The following is a 25,964-nucleotide window of genomic DNA, read 5'->3' on the forward strand; positions in this document are numbered from 1 at the left end:
GAGCAATTTTACGGCTTAAAATACTTAAAACCAAAAGCAATGTAAACGCAACCGTTTGCGAGACAAACGTTTCGATGGCAAGTGAGTAGAACAAGATTGATATTTTATTGTTATCAATCAGTGCAGGACAGCTAAGATGCGTTGCGAATGGTGAGGCGCTTAAAATAAACAAAGATGATATTACAAACTCGCAAGACATTCAGCAGTTATTCAGCTGATGATATGGAGAAAGCTGAAGCTTTTTACAAAAACACATTAGGATTACAGGTGACACGTGCCGAGATGGGTGTGCTCGAACTTCATTTGACAGGTGGTCATACCATTATTATCTATCCAAAAAAGAATCATCAACCTGCCACTTTTACCGTACTTAACTTTGTGGTAGAAGACATAGTCAGTACGGTTAATCAACTTTCTGCCGACGGTGTTCATTTCCTTTCATATACAGGAGAAATTCGCACCGACGAACGAGGTATCGCTAATGCCGATGACACAGGGCCAGGCCCCAAAATAGCTTGGTTTGCAGACCCTGCCGGCAATATTCTATCAATACTCGAAGAGCGTGTATAACAGGGGACTATAGCTCTTTACCAAAGGCTCCATAATATGCTGCTCCCGTCAATGCAGTTCGGTTCTTTAGAATTAGGTGTATGGGAATACGCTGCAATAAAAGCTCCATGCGATCACTTTGGATAAACTGCTGCCGGAACAGCTCATCGCGTAAGAGTGGATAAATTTTTGGAGGAATCCCCCCTCCCAGGTATAAACCACCTGTAGCTTTCAATTTAAGAACCAAACTAGTGGCTTCTCGAGCCATATAACTTACAAATAACTGCATGGCTTTAACGCATCCATCGTTTAATTCACGCATTGCTGTGTGGCTTACCACAGCAGCGGGGTCTTCCGTAGTTAATTTTTCGCTCAACCAAGCAGGTTCTTTATAGCCTTTTACATCCCGTAGAAAGGAATAAATTCGGTATATCCCGGCCCCCGAAATCAAATGCTCCCAACTGATCAACGGACTTTCGTTTCGTAAATAATGAAAAAGTTCTATATCCGTTTCAGTACGCGGCGAGAATTCGCTATGACCTCCTTCCGTAGCAAAAGGCCGATAGAATTTTCCATCCCAAAAAAGCCCTGCTTCTCCCAATCCGGTACCCGGTGCTAGGATAGCAATATTCCCGGCCTCAGGTTCTCCCGAATATAACGTTGCCAAATCATCTTTTGCAATTCCCGCTAAACCATAAGCCATTGCTTCCAGGTCATTCAATATACATACTTTACTCCACCCGCTATTTTGTTGCAGCATCTTGGCATCAATATTCCATGATAAATTAGTCAATTTTACGGCATTATTTACCACGGGTCCTGCTACACCAATAGATAACACTTCAGGTGGTGAATTAACATCATTTCTTAAATATTCATCTAAAATCTGATCGAAAGATAAATAATCTCGGGACGGAAAGGTTTGCTCCCGTAGTAACTTAATTTGTGCATCTTCTACCTTAAACGTACCTAGGCTTGTTTTTGTCCCTCCAATATCAGCAGCAAGCAATAAGACATTTTTCCCATTTTGTTTATTGGGTAAATAAAGCGGTATACGGGTCATATTATGTTTTTTCTATAAACACGGAAGCGTGCATTTTGATTGCTTCTCCTTTCTTTTTCTACACATTAAAATGATTATTGTTTAATACAGCAGTTATGCCATAAGCCTTCGTTAGCACTATATGGTCAATTTTCCTATATTTGATTCACCGTCAAAACAGACACTTTTTATGAAATCATTTACCCTATACCTTTGCATTTTTTTGTTAATTACTAAAGCCTCTTACAGTCAACAAACACAGAAACCACCTCTATACGGTAAAAATTGGATGGCGATAACCGGTAAGCCGCTCGCTGCTACTGCCGGAGCCATGATCTTCCAGAAAGGAGGAAACGCCGTTGACGCAGCCTGTGCCATGCTTGCTGCAACATGCACAATGTGGGACGTTTTAAGTTGGGGTGGGGAAACTCAAGCACTTATCTATAACCCGACAACGAAGAAAGTGATCGCCATCAATGCTTTGGGTGTTGCCCCTACCGGCGCGACTGTTGACTTTTTTAAATCGAAGGGCTACGACTTTCCACCCGAATACGGTCCTTTGGCAGCAATAACGCCAGGTACGCCAGGTGGACTTTGCTATATGTTGGCCAAATATGGTTCTCTAAGTCTGCAAGAAGTTTTGAATCCTTCAATCGAAATGGCCGCTGGGTATCCAATTGATGCTCAAACCGCGAACAGTATTGAACGTAATAAAGAAAAAATAAAAGAATGGCCTTATAGTAAAGCCGTTTTTCTACCGCATCTTGGTAGTAAGCGGGAGGCTCCTGCAGCTGGAGAAATTTTTCGTCAACCACAGCTGTTAGCTACACTCAACAAACTGGTAGAGGCCGAGCAACAAGCCTTGAAAGAAGGCAAAAACAGAGAAGAGGCAATTATGGCTGCTTATAATCGCTTTTACAAAGGTGATATTGCCGATGAATTCGTACGCGGTTCAGCTGAGCAAGGAGGTTTAATTACAAAGGCCGACTTGGCGAACTGGACACCCATCGAAGAAGAACCTCTTCATGTAAATTATCGTGGGGTTGAGGTATATAAACTTCAAGAGTGGACGCAAGGCCCTGCCTTGTTACAGAGTTTGAATATTCTCGAAAATTTTGATCTCAAAAATTTGGGATATAATTCTGCTCAATATATTCATACCCTATATCAAACAATGAATTTGGCATTCGCAGATAGAGACTTTTACTATGGAGATCCTTACTTCAGGCCACGTCCTCCTATTAGTGGGTTGCTTGATAAAAATTACGCCAAAAAACGGGCAGCAATGATACCAAAAGACAGGAACCTCATGATTGCATTACCTGGAGATCCCTTTCCGTTCCAAAATGAAAGCAATCCGTTTAAAGGTCTTTTAAAGAAAAGATCTTTGTTGCTAGACAGCAACAGTAACGAAAAGATTAAGGATTTTGTACCTAAACACGACGCTTCAAATCAAGCCCTACTAAACAGTGAGACAGCGGAAGACAGTCTATATCGTGATCGACTTTGGAGAGGGACTACTAGTGTTGTTGCAGCGGATAAAGAAGGATGGCTTGTTGCAATTACACCGAGCGGTGGTTGGGTGCCCGCCTGCATTGCCGGAAATACCGGAATCGGTATGAGCCAACGCTTACAAAGTTTTGTTTTGGATTCAATCGTTAATCCTTACAACGTGATACAACCAGGCAAACGGCCCCGAGTGACATTAACACCTTCCTTAGCATTAAAAAATGGCAAGCCGTTTCTGGCTTTCGCTGTACAGGGAGGAGATACACAGGATCAGAACCTCCTTCAATTCTTTCTTAATATTGTTGAGTTCGGCATGACTGTACAGCAAGCAACGGAAGCAGCCAACATTAACAGCAATCAACTTTGGCTGTCGTTGGGTGGTACTCAAATGAAAGATAGGGTACCAAAATCGGGAAGCATCTTGTTAAATAGCAACACTAAAGAGGGAATAAGAAATACCTTAAAACAGATGGGCTACAACATGACTTTCGGCGAACGTACGAGTGGACCGATAAATGCTATCTTTGTCGATCAGGAACATGGCACCTTTTGGGGAGGGAGCAGTAACCATGGAGAGGATTACGGTATCGGTTGGTAAAGCCTTTGAAAGAAATGACTAAAAGAAGAATAATAGTAGGTATTAGTGGAGCCACGGGGATCCAATATGGAATAAAGGCACTTGAACTGCTGCAAGAACTGGATATTGAAACACATCTCATTATAAGCAAGGCCGCCGAAATGGTACGAACCTATGAAACGGGTTATAAACATGAACATGTGGTTTCGCTGGCCCATAGGGTTTATGCCCTGTCGGATGTTGGGGCTGCTATTTCCAGTGGATCTTTTAAAACGATGGGCATGTTAATTGCACCCTGTTCAGTAAAAACCTTGTCGGAAATAGCTACAGGCGTAACCAGCTCGCTTTTATCACGTGCAGCGGATGTAACATTAAAAGAAAGGCGAAGATTGGTTCTACTTTTTAGGGAAACACCATTACATGCTGGGCACATAAAAACAATGCTACAGGTAACTGAAATGGGAGGTGTTGTGATGCCCCCTGTGCCAGCCTTCTATATGCAACCTCAAACAATCGATGAAATGATTACCCACACCGTGGCACGGGCACTCGATTTATTCGGTTTCGATATAGACATTCCTAGATGGGAAAAGTAAACCGGCTCCTTTGTTATGTTCGGTTATCAAATGGAGCTCATAACTTAAGCTTTCTCGGTTGAATCTCTTAAAATCAATTGAGCAGATAGTTCTTTATGAAAGGTTTTATCCGTAACTTTACCAAGCTTTAAATCAACAAGCAATCGATCAATAATTAATTTTGCCATATCCTCAAGAGGTTGTTCAACCGCAGTTATGGCTGGTTGAAATAGGCGAAGTGCCTCATTATCGTCAAATGCTAGTACCGAAATTTTTGTCGGAATCTTTATTTTACGATGTCTCATTACTTCCAAGCCCCCTACCGCTAAATAATTGGTAGCAAAGCAGACGCTATCGATCATTGGATTTTTCTTTAGAAATTCTTCAAAATCGGACAACAATCGTTCTTTTCTTTCCCTATAAGGAATGTATAAAATATATTCATTCAAATTTCGCTCTTTTATTAATTTTTTGTAACCTTCCAACCTACTAAGCATCTGAGTTTGTTGCGAATCAGTCGTGATTAAAGCTATATGCTTCTTTCCTTTGTTCGCCAAATGCCGGCAGGCTTCATACATTGCATTTTCATTATTAATTCCTATATAATGGGAATCAATTTTCGGCAAGTATCTGTCGAAAAGTACAACTGGCCTATTTTCTTCCCTCAATTGTTTGATTTCGTCTTCCAGGCCTTCTGTAGGACAAATTATGTAGCCATCCACCCCCCGGTCTCTGAACATCCGTATAAGTTCAACCGCCTTTTCTGTCTGTCCATTTGTACTACTGTAAATTATCTTGTAGCCGTTATTATAAGCCTGTTCTTCTATTAGCGAGGCGATTTGCGAGAAAAAAGGATTGCCAATATTCTCTACTATAAATCCTATTGTATTAGTTTTACCTGTCACCAAGCCTCTTGCTAAGTAATTAGGTGTATAGCCTACCTCTTTTACATAAGCTAAAACACGTTCAGCAACTTGCGCGCTTATTCGCATTTCCTCGGCCTTCCCATTCAAGATGAAAGAGATGGTCGTATTGGAAAGCCCTAAGGCCTTCGAAATATCTTTAATGGAGATTCTATTTCTTTTCATTGATTATGCAATTGGTAATAGCATTGTTTAGCTGATAAGGTTGTGGTAAAGATAATATTTAAAGAAAGAAAAAGGCAATCGTTTTCACATAATTGTTAAAAAGATTCTCAAACCATCCCTATTCCAGTACAAATTTTAAAAAGTTCTTTGATATTAACATTTTTATTAAGAAGTTAGCCGACTATTAATAAAACAAGCTAACAAACCACGGTGACCATGATGAACGAAATTTGTGCCTTTAAAACTAAAACAATTTAGCTGGTTAATGCCACGCTTCTTATTTTTTTAGATCGTTCCTAAAGCGATTTAGTAACAATCTATTTACAATTCCGTACAAAATCAAGCATTTTACATTCTGATTATTAAGCATTTATGACCAATCAAAAAAACAAACCAATTAAAAACATAGCCTTAACAGGAAGTTTGGCTTTGTTGATTTCTGTTGGGATCCCCTTCTGCCCTTCGCAGGCTGCGGCTTCCAACAGGTTAACTTCCAATGCTACTTATCTTGCGAATAAGAAGCAACAACAAATTGCCGGTACAGTTACCAGTGCGACCGACCAAACGCCCTTACCTGGTGTTTCTGTGTTGGTAAAAGGATCCTCAAAAGGTGTTACTACCAATGAAAAAGGACAATTCACCATTGAAGCTTCTTCTTCTGATATACTAGTATTCAGCTATATAGGTTTTTTAACGACGGAAAGAACTGTCGGAAGCTCTACCAATTTAAATGTAGCACTACAAGAGGATAGCCAAAGTTTAGATGAGGTGGTTGTCGTCGGATATGGAACACAAAGAAAAGTAGATATTACCGGTTCCGTTGCGGGCGTTAAGTCTGAAGAACTAACGCAGCGCCCGGCACAAAACGTAAACCAAGCACTTAGTGGTCGGATAGCGGGTGTTAATGCATCAACAAACTCGGGAAGACCAGGTGGTAGAACACAAGTTCGTATCCGTGGATTTAGTTCAATTAACGCAACAAATGAGCCACTTTACGTTGTTGATGGAATTATCTTTACAGAAGATATATCCACCATCAACCCAAGTGATATCGAATCAGTTGATGTTCTAAAAGATGCATCTTCAACGGCGATCTACGGAACACGCGGGGCAAACGGTGTTATTATGATCACTACCAAACGCGGTAAAAAAGGACAAAGCCAGATCAACTATGATGCCTTTATGACCGTGAACAAAATGACACGTAAGCAAGATGTACTCAACTCCGCGGAATGGATGGAGATAGAAGCTTTGGGTTATCAAAATGCACAAAAATATGACCCGGAAGGCTTTGCAGCGGGTCGATATGAAAACCCTGTTGAGAAGCACAAGCGCTATGCCGTTGGCAACACTTTCGGCAACCGAGAACTGTTCACCGCTGATGGACAGCCTCTTTACGACGTAGATTGGCAAGATCTATTAACCCGTACAGCTATTGGTCAATCTCACAATTTATCTTTTACAGGAGGAAGCGATAAATCAACTTATGGTCTTTATTTAGGATATTTTGACGACCAAGGGATTATTGTAAATAGTTTTCAAAAACGATATAGCGCACGCGCCGTTATTGATCATCAAGTGCGCGATTGGCTTAAAGTTGGTGGAACGATCAGTTACTCTAACAACACAGAACGCAGACAGGATGATGGTGTCGGGGGAAATATCCCACCCCGCATGATGATTGAAATGGTTCCGTTCATTCCTTACAAGTATCCTGATGGCACATACGGTCGTCGTGAAGACTATGATGGTTTAGAAACCGGTGACAACCCTCGGGCACAAGCTGATGAAATAACGCGTCTTTATAAACGCAATGTATTCACAGGTAATGCCTATGCTAAGGTTACCTTAATGGAAGGCTTAGACTTTACTTCAACTATTGGTGCAAACGTACGCGACCAACATCAACCTTATTTTGTAAGTAGTTTATCGAACTTCGATGGTGGTTTAGGAAGAACTTTTGCAAGAATTGGCGCTGAAAGTTCATTCTTTTGGCAATGGTCTAACCACATCAATTACAACAGAACATTCGGCGATCATACAATTAGTGCAACGCTAGGTACAGAAGCGCAAAAGTTTGAAGTATTAGAGTGGGAGGCATCGGCTAATGATATCGCTGACGACTTTTATCAGTGGAATAACCTTGGTATGGGAGCTACACCAATGCCGCCTACTTCCGATGTGCAAAACTATCAAATGAATTCTTATTTTGCCCGTGCTAACTACGGCTATAAAGATAAGTACTTATTAACTCTTACCGGTCGTTTTGATGGATCATCTCGCTTCGGTGAAAACAATAAGTTTGCTTTTTTCCCATCCGCGGCAGCCGCTTGGCGTATTTCGGAAGAGGACTTTTTAAAAGGGAGCGAAACAGTTAGCAATCTGAAGTTACGTTTAAGCTACGGTTTAACCGGTAACTCCGAAATTGATAGTTATCTGTCTAGAGCCAACTTACAATCAGGTAATTATGTGTTTGATGGACGTTTATCAGCCGGAACCGTTATTAGCACATTACCAAACCCGAACTTAAAATGGGAAAAAACAGCGCAATATAATGCTGGTTTTGATTTGGGTTTATTGAATGATCGCATCAACATTGTCTTCGATGCTTATCTTAAGAAAACTTCTGACCTACTTCTTGCCGCACCTGTTCCGGCTTCTAGTGGATACACAAGCATGATGACAAATATTGGAGACATGAAGAACAGTGGATTTGAATTTGGAATCAATACGGTAAATATTGACAAAGGCGACTTCTCTTGGACTACCGCGTTAAACTTCTCTTATCTAAAGAATGAGGTAACGGCTTTGGGTACAAATAATGAAGACGTATTTATGAACCCATTCTTCATTGGAAGTAACAGTAATATTTTACGTGTCGGCAACCCCGTAGGTAGTTTCTATGGATTGATCAGAGAAGGTACTTGGAGCACTGCCGAAGAAGCGGAAGCAGCCAGATATAACCGTTTGCCGGGCGACATCAAGTATCGCGACCTGAATAATGACGGCCAGATAAATGACGCGGATAGAACTATTCTTGGAAAAGGTATTCCTGATTTCTATGGTGGCTTCTTTAATACCTTGCGCTACAAGAATTTTGATCTTACGCTCGAATTACAATATTCTTACGGAAACGATGTTTTCCGCATGAGTCAACATTCATCGGAAGATCGCACGGGTATTGCTAATAGCTATGCCACGGTCTTGAACGCATGGACTCCGGAGAATCAAAATACACCGATTGCCCAAATAAGAGGTGCGGGTGTACGTTACGACACCTTACTCGATTCACATAAAGTGGAAGACGGGTCTTTTATTCGCGGTAAAAACTTAATGCTAGGTTATAACCTTCCTTCTAGTGCATTGGAAAAGATCAAGTTAAGCAGACTGAGAGTGTACGCATCTGTCCAAAACTTTTTCTTAATAACAGATTACAGTGGCTATGATCCGGAAGTTACTACTTATGATGACACTTTTGCACAAGGCATTGAGTTTCATGATTACCCAAAACCCATGACGTTTACCTTCGGATTAAACGCAACCTTTTAACTTATACACGAAAGAACGATGAAAAAATCTATAATATCCATCTTTGCAGCTGCAACTTTACTTACAGCGAGTTCGTGCAGCGAGAGCTTCCTGGATGAAAACAACAAGAGTAATCCAACACAGGATAGCTATTTTCAGAATGCAACACAAGCTCAGACCTTTGTTAACGGTATTTACACCAATTTAAGAGCCAACACAAGCGGTGATGGGATTGGTTATGGTGAGAGCCCCTGGATAAACCTCGAATTACTCGTTGGCCATGCTTCGACAAATTCACAAAGTAACTTTAACTTGGGTGTTATCAACCACACAACCGGAACCGAGAACCCCGGCTTTTACAGCTATTGGCAAGGCTTTTATGAAGGTATAGCAAATGCCAATGTAGCAATAAGCCGCATTCCGCAGATTGATATGAATGACACTCAAAAATCTAATTTGATGGGTCAAGCTCATTTTTTGCGTGCATACTATTATTTCTTTCTTACCCGACTGTTTGGGGATATCCCATTGGTAACACAGCCGGTTGATCCAACAGACGATAGTCAATTACGCCCTCAAAGAGCCAATAAAGAAGAAATATATGAGCTTATTGTCAATGATTTAACAGCCGCTGAAAATTCTTCTATACCAGATGTAGACCGGACGGGAAGAGCATCTAAAGGGGCAGTTAAATCACTATTGGCCAATGTTTATCTTACAATGGCGGGCTATCCTTTAAATAAGGGTACTGAATATTATCAGTTAGCAGCGGCCAAAGCAGCCGAAGTAACTACACAGGGTGATGCCTGGTATCCCTTGTTTAGTAATTTGGAGTTTCTCCACGATAGACCGAATAAAAATTTAGGGGAATTCATTTTACAGGTACAATACCTGGGCGGTGTAGCGGAAAATAACATCACCCAAATGATTATTCCTTATAATTCCTCAATCTCTAGACACGGTGATGAATATGGTTCATTGGTTCCACGTCGAGAGTTTGTTAACAGTTATGAAGCGGGTGATAAACGTAGCGCCGAACGCGGATTTTTCTTTACCAGTGCCCCAAGGGCAAAAAATGGTACCGGAACTATTACCTTTCCACCAGCCTTATATAAATATTGGTTGGAAGCTTCTTCGGGTGTTAATGGCGACTTAACACCGGACATCAACTTCACGTTAATCCGCATGCCGGAAGTATATTTAATTCATGCCGAAGCTGAAAATGAGGTTAACGGACCTACCGATGCAGCCTATGCTTCTTTGAATAAAGTAAGACAAAGAGCAGGATTGGCACCATTAAGTGGCTTATCACAAAGCCAATTTAGGGAAGCTGTTTGGCGTGAAAGATATCACGAACTATGCTATGAAAATAAAGCTTATTTCGACATCCAACGGACACGTAAAGCCTATAACTTAGCGGCTAATAGCTTTGTTGACTTAATAGGTTATAGAAACGAAAGCGGTACCACTTGGACAGAAAAGTACTTATTATTACCAATACCTCAACGAGAACTTCAGGCGAATCCTAATTTAGCGCCAAATAATCCCGGATGGTAATGGGGTCGTACTCATCGCACCGAGTCAAAAGATAGCGCAGTTTTTAAGGCTTCTTTAGATAAATGCAAAACAGCAATTTTCCTTTTGGAAAATTGCTGTTTTTTTTACCCCTCCTCTATGATCACGAGCAACGTTTTTATTCATGACAAAAAGAGTGTGCATTACCGTCAATCTACTTGCCAAATAATATTGTTAGTTGTGTATACATTTCACAAATTAGCAAAAACTCTTTGATATTAATTTTTTTCTTAAGAAGTTAGCCTTTTGAAACTATATAAACTAACAAAAACCATTTAAACTATGATAAAAAAACTAAAACAGTTTAGCGTATCTACATTTTCTTAGGGTAACCAAGGCCTTTTTTTCGATTATTTTACTAAAGCGATTTAGTGAGGTGAGTATTTATTGACTTGATTTTTTGCTCACCGATCAATTTATAAACTTGATTATTAAACATTTATGACCAATCAAAAAAACAGACCAATTAAAAGCATGGCCTTAACGGGAAGTTTGGCTTTGTTAATTTCCATTGGGATGCCAGGCGTCCCATCTTTTGCCGAAGCGTCAAGTAGATTCGCTTCCAAATCGACCACCCGCTCGTTCAAACAACAGCAGAAGACAATCGCCGGAACGGTAACGAGCGCAACAGATCAAGCTCCTTTACCGGGAGTTTCGGTTTTAATAAAAGGCTCATCAAAAGGAGTAACAACTGATGAAAAGGGCCGCTTTCAGATCGAAGCTTCAACAAATGATGTGCTGGTGTTTAGCTATTTAGGTTATTTAAGCGCAGAGCAACCTGTTGGTAATAGAAGTATTGTCAATGTATCCTTACGGGAGGAGAGCAATAATTTAGAGGAAGTCGTTGTTGTGGGATACGGTACACAAAAGCGGAGCGAAATCAATTCAGCGGTTGCTAATGTGAAGGCCGAAGACTTCAATGCAGGGGGAACACGATCACCCATGGATTTAATCCAGGGAAAAGTAGCTGGTTTGAATATTACGCGCACACAAGGGAACAATCCAAATTCGACTACTTCAATTCAGTTAAGAGGGATTAATTCATTAAAAGGAGGCACGACACCGCTGATCGTTATCGACGGTATTCCGGGAGGTAACCTGGATTTACTGCAACAAGATGATATCGAATCTTTCTCAGTTTTAAAAGATGGATCCGCTGCTGCCATTTATGGTACACGCGGAAATGCGGGCGTAATTTTAATTACCACAAAAAAGGGTAAGGCAGGGGAACCGAGGTATGACTACTCTACTTATATACAGCATGAGTCAGTAGATAAAAAGCCGGAGTATCTATCAGCATCCGAATTCCGCGATCTGATCAATCAGGGATTAATCGCTCAGGATTTGGATTTAGGCGGATCCACAGACTTATACGACGAGCTGGTAAACAAAGACAACTTTAGCCATTACCATAACTTAGCAGCGTCAGGAGGAAGTGAAAAGTCGAATTACCGTGCGTCACTTTATTTTAACAACGCACAAGGGATTGCAAAAGAAAATGGGAGGCGGCAATTTGGCGGACGGGTTAATGTGAATCAAAAGGGATTGCAAGATCGACTGGAGATGCAATTTAACTTAGCAGCCAACTTAAGTAAGGCGAACTTATTGGGTGGCGGCGTAAATGACGATATCAACTCGGTAGATTACGGAAAGACAACGGGTTCTGATTTTGAACAAGCGATACAGCGAAATCCGACGGCTCCGATTAGAAATCCCGATGGTTCCTTTTTAGAGACCCAAGGCTTTAACAATTATAATCCCCTTTCCAGATTAGAGAACCGCATTTTTGAACGTAATCAATCTACTATCAGTGGTGATGCTCGATTTACCTACAACATTATAGAAGGCCTAAAAGCTTCTGCCTTTGGCTCCTATGTTCGGGATGAATATAACGATCGGAGGTATCGCTCGATCAATGATTGGGATCAACGGCAAAATTCTGAATATCAGGGGATGGGATATGCCGCTAAAGCGAACTACCTCACCTGGTCGCAGACCTTCGAATCGACGCTCGACTATACCACTACGATCGCAGATGACCATTCGTTAAACGCGACAATAGGCTATAGTTATCAATATAATACGCTAGAAAAGTTTAATGTGAATAATAACGGCTTTACTAATGACGCCATGTTGGATTGGAATCTTGGTGGTGGTAGCGCTATTAATAACACGCTACTGCCTCGCCCGGGTATGGGCAGTTTTAAAGATGACAATACGCTTGTAGCTTTTTTTGGTCGAATAAACTATTCTTATTTAGGAAAATACTCTGCACAATTTATTCTTCGGAGAGAGGGTTCTAGCCGCTTTGGTGAGAACAATAAATGGGGAAACTTTCCCGCGGCATCTATCGGTTGGACCATCAGTGAAGAGGAATTTTTAAAGAATACAACACTTGTCAATAATTTAAAGTTACGAGTTGGCTATGGTGTTACAGGCAATCAAGATATAAGTAATTACCAATCCCTGCTTACGCTTAGTACTGGAGGCACATACTTAATGGATGGAACTTATTATCAAACATTTGGCCCAGCAAGAAACGCCAATCCTAACCTTAAGTGGGAGCGCAAAGCCGAGTGGAACTTCGGTTTGGATTTTGCCTTATTAGACAATAGACTTTCCGGTTCATTAGATGTTTATAACCGTTTAACGAAGGATTTAATATATGACTATAATGCGCAGCAACCATCTTTCGTTCGCGACAAGATCTTAATGAATGTGGGCTCAATAACGAACAAAGGCGTTGAATTGATACTGAGCGGCACCCCGGTTAAAAAAGACAACTTCACATGGAACATCGATTTGGCTGGTAGCTTGCAAAATAACCGGCTAAAACAGTTATCAAGTGATGTATTTCAGGCTAATTTCCTTGAGTTCGGAGGGCTGCCCTCTCCAGGCAATCTTGGAAACGCCATTCGTCTTGAAGAAGGAGGTAAGGTTGGTAATTTCTATGGAAAACGATTTGCGGGCTTCACAGACGATGGGAAATGGCAATTTTATAAAGCTGATGGATCGGTGGCAACTACCAGTGAAATGAATAACGACGATCTTACCATAATCGGAAATGGTGTTCCGAAATACAATCTATCCCTTAATAATACATTACGCTACAAAAACTTTGATCTTACGGTATTTTTCAGGGGTAAATTCGGTTTTGACATTCTGAATACCAAAGAAATGTATTTTGGAAACAAGAAATGGCTTCCAAATAATATCTTCAAAAGTGCCATTACTACCCATAACCAGCTGAACGATGATCCGCAATACTCGGATTACTACTTAGAAAAAGGTGATTTTGTAAAATTGGATAATGTCACTTTAGGGTATACATTCAAATTGAGTTCGAACTATATAAGAAATTTAAGAATATACGCTGCCGGCAGAAATTTAGCAACATTCACGGGCTACAGTGGAATAGACCCTGAAATTCAAGACACTGGTTTTACGACAGGTATAGACGGTCGTGGTTTCTATCCTCGAACCAAATCATTCACGCTTGGTGTAAATGTTGGATTTTAAAAACATAAAAAGATGAAACAACTCCTAAAAAAATCTATATATATTTCTGTATTTGGTATGATAGCAATGAGCTATCAAGCTTGTACCAAACTGGACGAAAATCCTTATAGCGAAATAAGCAACGATAAATTTCTCAACAACAGAAGAGAAGTATTGCAAGCGGCCTTACGCCCAATGACCCATATGCAATCATGGCTAGCGCCTACCGGAGGCAGTGGTTATTACTACCATTCGGAATTGTCGTCTGATCAATTGGCCTGGCCGCAAAAAGGCAGACATGGCTATGATGCAGGAGATCATTTTAGACAGCATTATCACACATGGACAGACAATGAATCTCGCACACGCGATGCTTGGATTGGAATGTGGACAGGCTTAGGTTATGTTAACAACGCGCTCAATCGGATTCAAGCAACCCCACCAGAAAAGGTAGGTATGGAGCCTGACGAACTGAATGCGATCATTGCAGAACTCAAGGTACTTCGCGCTTATAATTACATGAAAATAATGGAATTATGGGGCAATGTACCCATTGTTGAAGAAGTGTCTGAAGAAATAGCCAATCCAGAGACCAAACCACGTACGGAAGTCTTTGCTTTCATACAAAAGGAGCTTGAAGAAAATGTTCCTAATTTATTACCGCTTTCGGATGCATTAATTGGAAGAGTAAACAAGGCTGCGGGATACGCCATGCTAGCAGAACTCTATCTTAATGCTGAAAAGTGGGTAGGACAGCCCATGTGGGACGAGTGTATTGCAGCCTGTGATCAGGTTTTAAATGGTGAAGGGGGCGGCTTAGGGGGTGGTCCTAACCTGGCTGCTGATCTGACGTCTACATTTAGTAATACGAATCAACGTGCAACAGAGGCTCTTTTTCAATTTGCATATAGTCAAAAAGGAGGTTTCGCATTTGATTGGGGCGGCTTCTTTATGGGCTATGATTATATGAAAGATGTACTTAATGTCGGATACGGCGGATGGAATGCCTTCGTAGTGATACCAACCGCTTTTGATGCTTACACTGAAAACGACTTACGCAAGAAAGAGTGGTTTTTGTTCGGCCCACAATACAAATATGGCACACAAACACCGGTGTTAGGCACGGAAGAATGGAGCGGAAAACCTATTGTTTTTGTAAACAGTATCCGCCGTGAAAGCGAGGGAGACTTAACCAGCGCAGGCGGTATGGCACAAGGAGAAGAAAATAGTGGAGCTAGATTCAATAAATATAAATCCGGGACCTTACAAGATGCCAACTATCGTGAAAACCACTATATGATCTATCGTCTTACCGAAATATACTTTAATAAAGCAGAGGCCATTATGCGAAAAAATGGCGGTGTTGCCACCCAAGAGGCAGTAAATTTAATTAATGAAAGTAGAAAACGAGCCTTTTCCGCCGAAGATTGGCCTGCTGCACAATATACAACGGCAAGCTTGACACTAGATGAATTATTGGCTGAGCGAGGTCGTGAATTTATTTTTGAAGGAAAAAGACGTACCGATCTTATTCGTTTTGGAAAGTATACAACAGCCGCTTGGTGGGATCACAGACCTAGTAGTGACCCAAACCGGGAATTGTATCCGATTCCGAATACGCAAATTGCCATTAATCCAAATTTGAAGCAAAATCCGGGATACTAAACAACAGAGGCGCTCAAAAAATGAGCGCCTTTTTATCATATCCAATGATGTACCACCAATTTTACGGTCAGTTGGGAGCATGGCTTCTCAATCAAAACTCTTTGCCATCTTGACTTTAAAAGATATTCTCAACAATATTCGTTCATTATTTTTATAAATAAAACAATTCTGTTAATTTGCCTAACACAGTACCAACAAAACAGACACCAATGACCCTAGTTTACATTGCCCTATCCATTTTCTTGTTAATCCTACTGATTAATACATTCAAAGTACATCCCTTCCCTGCCTTTTTACTCGTTTCAATCTTTGCCGCAGCTACTTTAGGCTTATCTATTGATAAAATTGCGACAACATTAGAGAAAGGAATTGGCGATATTTTATCATCCTTACTAATATTAATTACGTTTGGAGCCATGTTCGGTAAAATCATTGCTGTAAGCGGTGCTGCGCAAAAAATAGCCGCGGTGATGATGTCGTGGGTGGGGCAAAAAAAAATTCAGTGGGCCATGATGATTGTTGGCTTTATCATCGGTATTCCACTTTTTTACGGAGTAGGTTTTGTGCTGATGGTGCCCCTTATTTTTTCGGTAGTCTATAAATATAAACTTCCGGCGGTCTTCATTGGCTTGCCTATGTTAGCAGCGCTGTCGGTTACGCATGGCTTTTTACCCCCTCATCCTTCACCCTCCGCACTGGTTATCCAATTCAACGCCAATATGGGTTTAACGCTTGTATATGGCTTCGCTCTTGCTATACCGGCTATCATTATCGCCGGTCCTTTCTTTGCACAATTTCTCAAAAAAATCCCATCGCAACCCTTACAGACATTCATTTCAGAAGACTTACCCGATGATCAATTACCAGGCACTTTTAATAGCTTTTTTACGGCATTGTTGCCCGTTATACTACTAATTGCAACGACATTTATCCAACATGTATTTACGTTGAGTCCAACAGTTCAACAGCTATTAATATTTCTGAGTTCGCCATCGGTGGTTTTGATGATTGTATTTTTTTATTCACTTTTCTCCTTGGGAGTCGTTCAAAAACTTAAAATGGACGATTTAATGAATCATTGTACGCAAGCGGTGAAGGACGTTGCTACCATCATTTTGATTATTGCCGGTTCAGGAGCGCTCAAAGAAGTATTTACACAAACCGGTGTAAGCGAGGAGATTGCTACTTCATTGAGAGCACTTCCAGTTCCGCCGCTTGCCTTAGGTTGGTTAATAGCGGCTATTATACGAATATGCGTCGGATCGGCAACTGTAGCGGGATTGACGACCGGTTCGATGATTCTACCACTGATTCAATCCACTGGAACTGACCCTAATTTGATGGTGCTAGCGGTCGGCGCAGGTAGTTTAGCCTTCTCACATGTCAATGATTCAGGCTTCTGGATGTTTAAGGAGTACTTTAATCTGACAATCAAAGATACCGTGCTAACTTGGTCGGTAATGGAATCCATTGTTGCCATCGTCGGCCTCATCGGTGTTCTGTTGTTAAATCTGGTTGTATAAGATCAACGATTTTATCCTAATAAATTATTGGTAAACTTAATACGTATACCCGACTGGAAATTTTCCACAGTCTTAAAAATTTCCTTTAAGGTAACACGTTCAATACGTGTAATCTTATCAATATCAATATAGTTGTCCGGCTCACCCTTATCAACGATCATGCGCACCGCCTGATTTTTTAGACGCATTGTCATTAAGTAATAATAAGATAAGCTTAATTCCTGATATTGATTTTCAGTGAACACGCCCATATCTCGCAACATTTTCATTCGTTCTCCGGTATTCTCTAAAAAAATCCGATTCCGTAGAGCATAAACACGCACCAAGTCTACGATTGGGGTCATCGCTTTTTTAATATCAAAGACCTCGCGGCCTTGTACTGTTATCGTCTTAATTGGTTTAAAGAACGTTAATGGCGGCACGTATTGCAAGGCATTTTTAGCCAAATACACAAAAAACTTCTCTAAAGGCTGCTGAAGCTCTACATCTAGAAAGTCTCGAAGATTATCCATGATTGCTTTATCTCCATAAATCAATCGGCAATCAAAAAAAGTCGAAAATTTAATGGCAGTCTCCGGAAGCGATTCCTCCATCCATTTTTTATAATTGCTCTTCCAATGCGATAAGGAGTGTGTCCATTGTGGATTACTCGCCATATAGCCCCCCGTACAATACGCGAAGCCTACAAAATGCAATCGATCAGACACTTTTTGCGCAAACTCAAGGAACCATTTCCGAACTTCTTCCCGATGTTCGTTCGCCTTATCCTCATAAATTAGCGCATTATCCTGATCTGTTTTCAAAGTCTGTTCTTTACGTCCCTCGCTTCCCAACACCATAAAAACGAATTTAGAGGGTGGATTGCTCATTTCGCTCAACACTTCTTCTATTACATTCTGCGCAATTGTATCAGCAATAGCGGTTATTAATTGATTAACAATCTCAGCTTGTACACCTTTACTCAATAACTGATTGACAATGTACGGAACACGAGACCACTTCTCTTTTAACTCGATACTCGTTCTAGCTAATTTTACAGATTGAATAAAGACTAATGGCGATTGAGCTTGTTCACTCATCAATTTATTTCTGCTAACAAATCCTACGTATTTGCCTTCTGACTCTACCAGCAAATAGCGTAATTTTGTTTCATACATCGTCAGCAGCGCTTCATATATATAGGTATCGATGGAAATTGACTCAATGGCGCGATCCATAAAATAATACACAGGTTTAGTAAGATCAGCTTTTTTCGCGATCACATTATCACGCAACGTTATATCAGTAATGAAGCCGTCGATATTTCCACTTTCACTGGTGACAAACAAACAACTAACCTTATTGGCAGCCATAATACGGGCGGCTTCGTACACCGGCATGCTTTCTTTGCAGGTCACCAGCTCCCTGAAAGCTATATCACTGATTCTTCTCGAATAGACCTGTTCAGGCATCAGGTAACTTTCATCAAATGAAGGGGCTTGTTCTTTTGTATTATCCATGAGTTTTTCTATAAAACTATAGTCATTAATTGAAGTGCATATAAACGACTTATAAACGCTTGAAAACTAACGAACAGACAATTAAAGCAATCAAAAAAAACAAAATTATTAACACCGTTGATATGCTCCATGGTGACTTATCAAGAATCAGTTGTTTTGATAATTTGACTTGCTGTTCTTCAATTGTTTCTTCTGTAACTTCTTTTCTTTTGACCAGCTCAAAATAACTCTTTGCTGTGGCGTCTGCATCTAATAAAGCATTATGGGCCTTCTCCAGCTCCTTTTCAAAAAGTTCCTGGTAGAGTTCGTTTAAACGGAGGTATTTTATCCAAGGTTTTTTAACGTATCCGGAACTCGCTAACATGGTACAAAATAGGCGTAAATCGCCAAGTGGGTTTTCCATAGCGCAGCGATAAAAATCCGCTCCCAATACATGAAAGTCGAGTGCGACAAAGTGCCCCACGACTAGAGGTTTAAATTGCCGGAGATCACTGCTGAGTTTTTCCATTACGGCACAACGCGGTACTCCAAACGTTCTTAAGTATGAATCCTTTATCCGATGCACTAATTGCGCTTGCCGACTAACCACCACATCGTCTTCGTTCACATAGAAATTTTCTCGCTTGATTTCCCTTCCGTCCTTTGTAAACACAATCCAAGCGACTTGAACGGCACTTGGCCAATTATCTTTTGTAGAATATCCTACCGTCCACTTTTTGGGTAGCCCCGTTGTTTCCGTGTCAATAAATAAAAGATATTCTTGCATGCAAGAAAAATAACTCTTTTTAATAACAAGTGCAATAAGAGACGGAAAATCCTGCTGTTTATATTGAATTATTCATTGCTCGGCTATTATAAAACGAAGGTGTCTCCTACATTTGTCTTTGACAAGCATAGGAGACACCCGCTTAGTATTTATTCTATTAATCTTCCAAGATTTCGGCAACTCTTCCGATCTGCCCATCTTCGAGTCGAACTTTAATTCCTCTGGAATGAAAGGTGGCCGATGTTAAAATATCCTTGACATAGCCATAAGTAATGTTCCCCGTACGCTGATCTTTCTTCAGGATAATCCCTACATTTTGTCCTCTAAAAATTTCCTTACGATATTGTCCGTTGCTCATACTTTCTAAATATATTCAAGTATACACTATTTAGGCGACTTCATCTTTATACAAATATAATTCGTCCACTAAATGCAAAAAATGCATTAGCTCAAATGGTTTCTTCACGTAGGCTTCTGCTCCACATCGCTCTTTAATTTTTGCTATATCATCGGAAGCGGATACCATCGCAACCGGAATATGGCTTGTTAACGGATTCTGCTTTAATTCCATGCACAAATCACTACCCCACATCCACATGAGGCGTTCATCTAGTAGAACCAACCCAAACTTTCCGGTTCTCAAAATACTGTGCATATTTTTTCCTGTATCTATTTTAACATCGTAGCCCTCCGGTTTTAGTATATCCGCAACCATTGCCGCGAAATCCGTATCGTCATCTACGCAAAGAATATTCTTCATTTTAAATCCTATTTTTTTGATAATCATCAACTCGCATATTTTATCACCTACTTTAAGCGGTGGTTTATGCAAGTATATCAGTCTTACTTTTAAAATTTTGAAGCGGGCAAAGCCACAATGACCAATCGTCATTCACTGAATAGACGCTTCTTTTATTAATTTATTCCGATATAATCCAAAACAACAACTCCATACGTGTTTCTATACCCATTCAAGAAATAATCGTATTGAATTATTTTTATAACGTTGGCCATCGCAACGTCAGTATGTCTTGTTATCAAATATTCAACCAAAATCTCAGCTTTAACCCACAAAACAAGCCTTAAAAACACTCAACAAGTTGATTTTTAAAACCAAATCCATTTATCATTTTTTTGTTAATTTTTTGTTCACGTTGAACAGGCTCATTTATCAACTGTCAATCCCTCCCCTTGCATGATTATCCATGATATTTTTTTCCATATTTAATTTGTATAGAATGTGAGCAATTCAAGCATCTTTCGTTTACGTAAATTTACCATTAAATTACTTTGGTTTGAAGTTTGTAATATTAAGTTGTAAATAGAAAGTGGGGGAGTTTGACTACTTTATTATACAAAACATCTCCTATTTTGCTAGGCATAGGATACTATACTGCTAATGTATGAAGCAAATTGACGAAAATAAATTTTCATTTTCCGCTCGTACTTACAATAGGGAATTGGATCTGCTACTAACCGCTTTAGATACTACAAAAGTCGGTGTAGTAATAACCGATTGCTCGCAGCCCGATTATCCCATTGTCTACTGCAACAAGGCATTTGAAGAGCTCACTGGCTATTCGCGCAATGAAGTTATTGGCCATAATTGTCGTTTTTTACAAGGCAATGATGACAACGAAGAACAAAAAAAAGTCATCAAAACAGCCTTGCATCTGGGGCAGCCATGTGAAATAGAAATAAAAAACTATAAAAAAGACGGATCTCTATTTTGGAATCAACTTCGCTTACAACCAATAAGAGACGAGGAAAATAATGTTACTTATTATATTGGTGTTCAAAACGATGTTACTCGCTTAAAACTAACCAATCAGCAGCTCCGAGTAGAAAAACTTAAAGTAAAAAAAACGTTAGTTGAACATGACAACAATCTATCGGATGATGAAGGTCTCCTGACGGCCGTAATAGACACGGTTAGGGATTCCGTGTTGATTTTGACGGAGAATCTTCATATTATAAAGGTCAATAGATCTTTCCTTAAAACTTTCCATATTGCCGAGGACGAGGTACTGGACCAACATATCCTGGGCATCGACAACGGGAAGTGGAACACTATGGGGCTACAAAACCTCGCCGAGCAATTAAGCTCAAAAAAAACGAGCATAAAGGATTATTTGTTGGAAGACTTTCCAACTCGTGTCGGAAAAAAAGTATTGAATTTTGATGCTCATTTTATATCACACACGACTAATGCAAACATCATTTTAGCGATTAGCGATATAACGGAGTTACGGGAGCTCGAGAAAAGAAAAGATGACTTTCTAAGTACAGCCAGTCATGAACTTAAAACTCCGTTAACAGCCATTACAGCGAGTTTACAATTAACACAACGGATGCTTCCTCCTGATGCAAGCGAAACACTTAAGGGAACACTCAATAAAACAAAATCTTATGTAGACAAATTGGAGCATCTGGTTATTGACCTCTTGGATGCATCCAAAATTAAAACCGGAAGAATAGAACTTACCAAACAGGCATTTGACTTTGACGCAATGATCTTAGAGGTCGTAGATAAATTACGAGGAAAATATCATGATAACCATTTCGAGGTTCAGGGAGCAGCAAGTAATTATTATATAGGAGATAGACTGCGCTTGGAGCAGGTCATCTTAAACTTATTAACTAACTCCATTAAATTTTCCCCCGTCAATAGATCAATTAATATACATCTTTCACGATTAAGTGATTTCATAAAAGTTTCAATTACCGATTATGGTTTGGGTGTAGACCATCAATATCAGAAGAAAATATTTGATTCTTTTTATCGGGTGGACGAAATACAGAAACAGTATCCCGGCATCGGTGTCGGTCTGTATATAAGCAACCAGATCATAAAAAAACATAAAGGAACCCTTTGGGTTGAAAGTACAATCGGAGAAGGCGCCACCTTTAGTTTTACATTACCCCTTAAATACCAAGATCATGATAAAGAAAATTATGATATGTGATGATGATGAAGGCATATTAGACATTACGGGCTTATTATTGGAAAGCTATGGATATCAGGTATTACTGGAGTCCAATAGCTCACGTTTGCTTCCAAGAATTTCATCGGAAAAGCCCGACTTGCTGTTAATCGATATCTGGATGCCCTTATTAATGGGGGACGAAATTGTGAGAATTTTAAAGAACAATAAAGAAACTGCTCACTTACCGATCATTATGTTTTCCGCTGGCAGAGAAAGCGAACGTATAGCATCCGAAGTTGGTGCTGACGATTATATAGCAAAACCTTTTAATATCGAGGATTTAAACAATAAAATCGTTGCGCTTGGATAAATTACTTACTATTTTTTATTTAATATCACCTTTTTCCAAAAATCCTGCATGAATCCCAAACCATAGGCAGTTAATTGAATCATAGCAGCTACCACACCAAGGCCCGCCACCCTAAGCGACTTGCTCTGAGACCAAGCGTGGAAAAAAAGTAATAAGACATAGACCCCTAGCAGAAAATTACAACACCATGTAACTAATGGAATTCTAAACAAAATAAAACCTTGTAAAAAATTCAGTGCGACGGTAAAAATTAAAAATAGCGTAAAAAGTGCCGGAAAAAAATGAACAAGTTTCAGCTCTGAGGGAAAGTGTTTGTAAATATTAATTCTAGCTCTTCCAAAAAAATGAAGCTGTTTATAAAACTGACTAAAATCAGTTCTCCGTTTGTGATAGACAATGGCTTCGGGGATTAGGCCGATCTTAAATCCTGCTCTTTGAATCCGTATACTATATTCTATATCCTCCCCTAATCTAGTCAACTTATATCCACCAACGGCCTCCCACACCTCTCTGGAAACGCCCATATTGAAACTTCGAGGATGAAACTGCCCGATATGCTTTTTATTCCCTCTAATCCCACCGGTAGTAAGGGGCGATGTCATGGAATAACTAATAGCTTTCTGAATGGGTGTAAACGACGCATGTGCGGCATCGGGACCGCCATAAGCGTCCAACTTATGAAGAGATAGATAATCGTTAACCAGCTGTAGATAGTTAGCCGGAATCAAACAATCAGAGTCGAATACAATAAAGTAATCTCCCTTTGCACGTTCGAAACCAAAGTTTCGACTGAAACCTTGCCCTTCGTTGGGTTTGAAAAAATATCGAAGATTAAGTTTATCCCGGTAGCTTTCAACGATCTTCCCGGCACTATTTGTAGATCCATCCTCAATCACCAGCACTTCAAATTCAGGATAGCCTTGCTGCACCAGTGTAAACAGAAGCTCGTCTATTTCTTGCGGTCGATTATATAAAGGAATAATAATTGAAAAGAAAATCATAGCGGAAAATAAAAGCTATCTAGATCACTTTTTCTATTTGATAATTATTTCGGTCATGTGCATTGCGCGAGACTAACTCAGCAATAAAGCCGGTTAAAAATAGCTGCGTACCTACTATAATTGCAACTAGAGCAATGTAAAACAAAGGTTGATCGGTAACATTTCGATAGGAGGTACCTTTCGATATGCTGATCAGTTTATCCGAAATCAGCCAAAGAGTCATAATAAAGCCTCCCATAAAACTCAGTACACCTAGACTTCCAAAAAAATGCATCGGTCTTTTACTAAATTTGCCAACAAAAAATATTGACAGTAAGTCTAAAAAACCATTGATAAATCGACTGAAACCGAATTTGGTCGTGCCATACTTCCTAGGATAATGCTTTACAACCTGTTCTTCTATTTTTGTAAAGCCTGCCCATTTTGCAATAACGGGGATATAACGGTGCATCTCTCCGTAAACCTCTATATTTTTAACTACATCCTTTCGATAAGCCTTCAGCCCGCAATTGAAATCATGTAAGTTATTGATACCTGAAACCCTGCGTGTCACCGCATTAAAAAGTTTGGTAGGCAGCGTTTTATTTAAAGGGTCATGCCTTTTTTGTTTGTATCCCGACAATAAATCCAGCTTTTCCTCTTTTATTCGATGAAAAAGAACCGGTATCTCATCCGGACTATCTTGTAAGTCAGCATCCATGGTGATAACAACATCGCCCGATGCAGCTGCAAAACCGACATTCAATGCAGCTGATTTTCCATAATTCCGCCGAAATTTAATGGCATAAATTTCAGGATAGGTTAATTTTAGCACCTCAATTTCACGCCATGAACCGTCTGTGCTACCGTCATCTATCATAATCACTTCGTAACTGAAGCTGTTCTCATCATTTACCCGTTTAATCCAAGCCACCAATTCAGATAAAGATTCAACTTCATTGTACAAAGGTATGACGACAGATATATCCATGTGTTAATAAGCAATTATCAAATGATTTGTTTATCGGTTTATTCCTGAGGTTCTTCAGAGATTGTTTGAAATATGGGTCGTTCTTTCTTAAATAAAGCACCAAATATTAGAGCAATCACGAAAACAACAATAGTAGAGATCGCAAAACCACGCAATGTATTAACAATATTAACTTCACCTGCCTTTTCTATTTGCTCATCTATCTTTTCCAGTTGCGTGTCAATCTGCTCAGCATCAGCACCCGATTTCTCCATGTACTCAATTGAGTTATTCGCTATGTTACGCATATAGCGTTCTCTCATATCAGGCTCTATATACTTCTCAAAAACAAATCCGGAGACTGAGGAAATAAAGCTTGCCACAAGCAACATGGAAAAAACACCGATTACAGCTTGCTTAAAACTCCAATAGCCGCCGATAGTTCCTCGCAATCTAAATGTGAATAAAATAGCTAATACTAAAGGAAGAAAAAAGCCGGTGATGACCGGGCCAATAATGACCATCCAAAACGAGGAACTGGAAGCATAATAGTACATGGGAATAATGGTTAATACAATCATCAGTATTCCCACTACAATCCCTAACTTAGCTCCTTCTTTCCGTAATAAGCTGTTGTTTTCCATTTACTTTTAGTTTTTATTATAGGCCACTATAAGTGCATAAACCGCTGCGTCCATTGACGGATCGCCACTAGCTCTTAGATATTCGGTAAATTGGCTTTCCGATGGATTCTGTTCAGCAAAGAAGCTCATTATCGGATAAAACAGCCCAGCCAGCTCTTGCTCCTCGCCAAGATTAGCTGCTACTCGACTTATTTCTTTATAATTGCTCTCCACTAATATTTGGTTGGCAATCATCGGTTCATAAATACGATGTTCATCTTGAAATTCATCTTCATCTACCAACAGGAATTCTTTTAGAAAATCACTTAACTCCGGCTCGATTTCCTCATCAATGCATTCTCTTAAGTATAACAGTAAATTGAGCAACTCGGTTCCCCGATCTATAGTCTGCTCTTCAATATCTTCCCACTCCTCCGATTCGAGATAATCCTCTTCCAATTTTTCGACATCTGCTGCAAAAAAGTTCATCAGCAAGAGGTCGAACGCAATTTCCCTTAAATCTTCATAAGAAGGATAAGCATCAAAACATTCGTCTAACAAATCCACCTTTTGCATATAGCTCTCATCGCTATTAAAAGCTGCGAATAAATTCGTTCGAAAAACCTCGTTTGTTCCGTTTATCTTATCAAAAGCAGAAAGTGCAGCAGTTAATGCTTTCTCAATACGTGCGTCCATCATA

The 25,964-nt window shown here is 39.9% G+C and carries 20 protein-coding genes; 10 read left to right on the plus strand and 10 right to left on the minus strand.

The features are described 5' to 3' along the window. Positions 1–174 precede the first annotated feature (174 nt). A complete protein-coding gene (locus FKG96_RS23165) occupies positions 175–570 on the plus strand; it encodes a VOC family protein (RefSeq protein ID WP_130856510.1) in 396 nt (131 codons plus the stop codon). A gap of 7 nt (positions 571–577) precedes the next feature. Here FKG96_RS23165 and glk read toward each other — a convergent pair whose 3' ends face one another. Beyond that, the gene (glk, locus tag FKG96_RS23170) at positions 578–1,612 is read right to left on the minus strand and encodes a glucokinase (RefSeq protein ID WP_013668303.1); all 1,035 of its coding nucleotides are present in this window, start codon (positions 1,610–1,612) and stop codon (positions 578–580) included. Positions 1,613–1,781: 169 nt separating this feature from the next. Between glk and FKG96_RS23175 the strand changes: the two genes are divergently transcribed. Both FKG96_RS23175 and FKG96_RS23180 read left to right on the plus strand, forming a co-directional pair. Further along, a complete protein-coding gene (locus FKG96_RS23175) occupies positions 1,782–3,698 on the plus strand; it encodes a gamma-glutamyltransferase family protein (protein ID WP_130856509.1) in 1,917 nt (638 codons plus the stop codon). A 14-nt stretch (positions 3,699–3,712) separates the two neighbouring features. Further along, a complete protein-coding gene (locus tag FKG96_RS23180) occupies positions 3,713–4,273 on the plus strand; it encodes a UbiX family flavin prenyltransferase (RefSeq protein WP_130856508.1) in 561 nt (186 codons plus the stop codon). A 44-nt stretch (positions 4,274–4,317) separates the two neighbouring features. Here the strand turns inward: FKG96_RS23180 and FKG96_RS23185 are convergent, their stop codons facing one another. Next, positions 4,318–5,340 (minus strand): LacI family DNA-binding transcriptional regulator, encoded by a 1,023-nt coding sequence (locus FKG96_RS23185; RefSeq protein ID WP_013668306.1) that lies wholly within the window; start codon positions 5,338–5,340, stop codon positions 4,318–4,320. A gap of 372 nt (positions 5,341–5,712) precedes the next feature. On the opposite strand from FKG96_RS23185, the gene FKG96_RS23190 reads away from it, so the two are divergent. The 5 genes from FKG96_RS23190 to FKG96_RS23210 all read left to right on the plus strand — a co-directional run bounded on the left by FKG96_RS23190 (position 5,713) and on the right by FKG96_RS23210 (position 17,129). Further along, positions 5,713–8,889 (plus strand): TonB-dependent receptor, encoded by a 3,177-nt coding sequence (locus FKG96_RS23190; RefSeq protein WP_013668307.1) that lies wholly within the window; start codon positions 5,713–5,715, stop codon positions 8,887–8,889. 18 nt (positions 8,890–8,907) lie between these two features. Next, positions 8,908–10,425 carry a RagB/SusD family nutrient uptake outer membrane protein gene (locus tag FKG96_RS23195; protein WP_207303765.1) on the plus strand — a complete coding sequence of 506 codons (1,518 nt, stop codon included), beginning with the start codon at positions 8,908–8,910 and terminating at the stop codon, positions 10,423–10,425. 459 nt (positions 10,426–10,884) lie between these two features. Continuing rightward, positions 10,885–13,962 (plus strand): TonB-dependent receptor, encoded by a 3,078-nt coding sequence (locus tag FKG96_RS23200; RefSeq protein WP_130856507.1) that lies wholly within the window; start codon positions 10,885–10,887, stop codon positions 13,960–13,962. A 12-nt stretch (positions 13,963–13,974) separates the two neighbouring features. Beyond that, a complete protein-coding gene (locus tag FKG96_RS23205; protein WP_130856506.1) occupies positions 13,975–15,606 on the plus strand; it encodes a RagB/SusD family nutrient uptake outer membrane protein in 1,632 nt (543 codons plus the stop codon). A gap of 209 nt (positions 15,607–15,815) precedes the next feature. After that, positions 15,816–17,129, plus strand: coding sequence for a gluconate:H+ symporter (locus FKG96_RS23210; RefSeq protein WP_013668311.1), 1,314 nt, complete (start codon positions 15,816–15,818; stop codon positions 17,127–17,129). 11 nt (positions 17,130–17,140) lie between these two features. Here FKG96_RS23210 and FKG96_RS23215 read toward each other — a convergent pair whose 3' ends face one another. The 4 genes from FKG96_RS23215 to FKG96_RS23230 form a co-directional block, all read right to left on the minus strand. Continuing rightward, on the minus strand, positions 17,141–18,628 hold the full coding sequence (locus tag FKG96_RS23215; protein ID WP_013668312.1) for a DUF294 nucleotidyltransferase-like domain-containing protein: 1,488 nt from the start codon (positions 18,626–18,628) through the stop codon (positions 17,141–17,143). 49 nt (positions 18,629–18,677) lie between these two features. Beyond that, positions 18,678–19,394, minus strand: coding sequence for a 3'-5' exonuclease (locus tag FKG96_RS23220; RefSeq protein WP_013668313.1), 717 nt, complete (start codon positions 19,392–19,394; stop codon positions 18,678–18,680). 157 nt (positions 19,395–19,551) lie between these two features. Beyond that, entirely contained in the window at positions 19,552–19,752 is a 201-nt protein-coding gene (locus FKG96_RS23225; protein ID WP_013668314.1) for a YwbE family protein, read from the minus strand. Positions 19,753–19,782: 30 nt separating this feature from the next. After that, positions 19,783–20,154, minus strand: coding sequence for a PleD family two-component system response regulator (locus tag FKG96_RS23230; protein WP_157622309.1), 372 nt, complete (start codon positions 20,152–20,154; stop codon positions 19,783–19,785). A 643-nt stretch (positions 20,155–20,797) separates the two neighbouring features. On the opposite strand from FKG96_RS23230, the gene FKG96_RS23235 reads away from it, so the two are divergent. Next, positions 20,798–22,360, plus strand: coding sequence for a PAS domain-containing sensor histidine kinase (locus tag FKG96_RS23235; protein ID WP_130856505.1), 1,563 nt, complete (start codon positions 20,798–20,800; stop codon positions 22,358–22,360). Then, positions 22,335–22,691: a PleD family two-component system response regulator gene (locus tag FKG96_RS23240; RefSeq protein ID WP_013668317.1), complete on the plus strand. Its 357-nt coding sequence runs from the start codon at positions 22,335–22,337 to the stop codon at positions 22,689–22,691. The genes FKG96_RS23235 and FKG96_RS23240 overlap by 26 nt, the downstream gene beginning before the upstream one ends. An 8-nt stretch (positions 22,692–22,699) precedes the next feature. Here FKG96_RS23240 and FKG96_RS23245 read toward each other — a convergent pair whose 3' ends face one another. Genes FKG96_RS23245 through FKG96_RS23260 form a run of 4 tightly spaced genes read right to left on the minus strand, consistent with a single transcriptional unit; the run spans position 22,700 to position 25,963 of the window. Continuing rightward, a complete protein-coding gene (locus FKG96_RS23245) occupies positions 22,700–23,689 on the minus strand; it encodes a glycosyltransferase family 2 protein (RefSeq protein WP_165447012.1) in 990 nt (329 codons plus the stop codon). Positions 23,690–23,711: 22 nt separating this feature from the next. Next, a complete protein-coding gene (locus tag FKG96_RS23250) occupies positions 23,712–24,662 on the minus strand; it encodes a glycosyltransferase family 2 protein (protein ID WP_130856503.1) in 951 nt (316 codons plus the stop codon). Positions 24,663–24,700: 38 nt separating this feature from the next. Beyond that, on the minus strand, positions 24,701–25,285 hold the full coding sequence (locus FKG96_RS23255) for a DUF4199 domain-containing protein (RefSeq protein WP_013668320.1): 585 nt from the start codon (positions 25,283–25,285) through the stop codon (positions 24,701–24,703). 6 nt (positions 25,286–25,291) lie between these two features. Next, the gene (locus FKG96_RS23260; RefSeq protein ID WP_130856502.1) at positions 25,292–25,963 is read right to left on the minus strand and encodes a hypothetical protein; all 672 of its coding nucleotides are present in this window, start codon (positions 25,961–25,963) and stop codon (positions 25,292–25,294) included. Between the last annotated feature and the right edge of the window lies 1 nt (position 25,964).

It is taken from the genome of Olivibacter sp. LS-1 (genome assembly GCF_008245145.1).
GTDB classification, from domain to species: domain Bacteria; phylum Bacteroidota; class Bacteroidia; order Sphingobacteriales; family Sphingobacteriaceae; genus Olivibacter; species Olivibacter oleidegradans.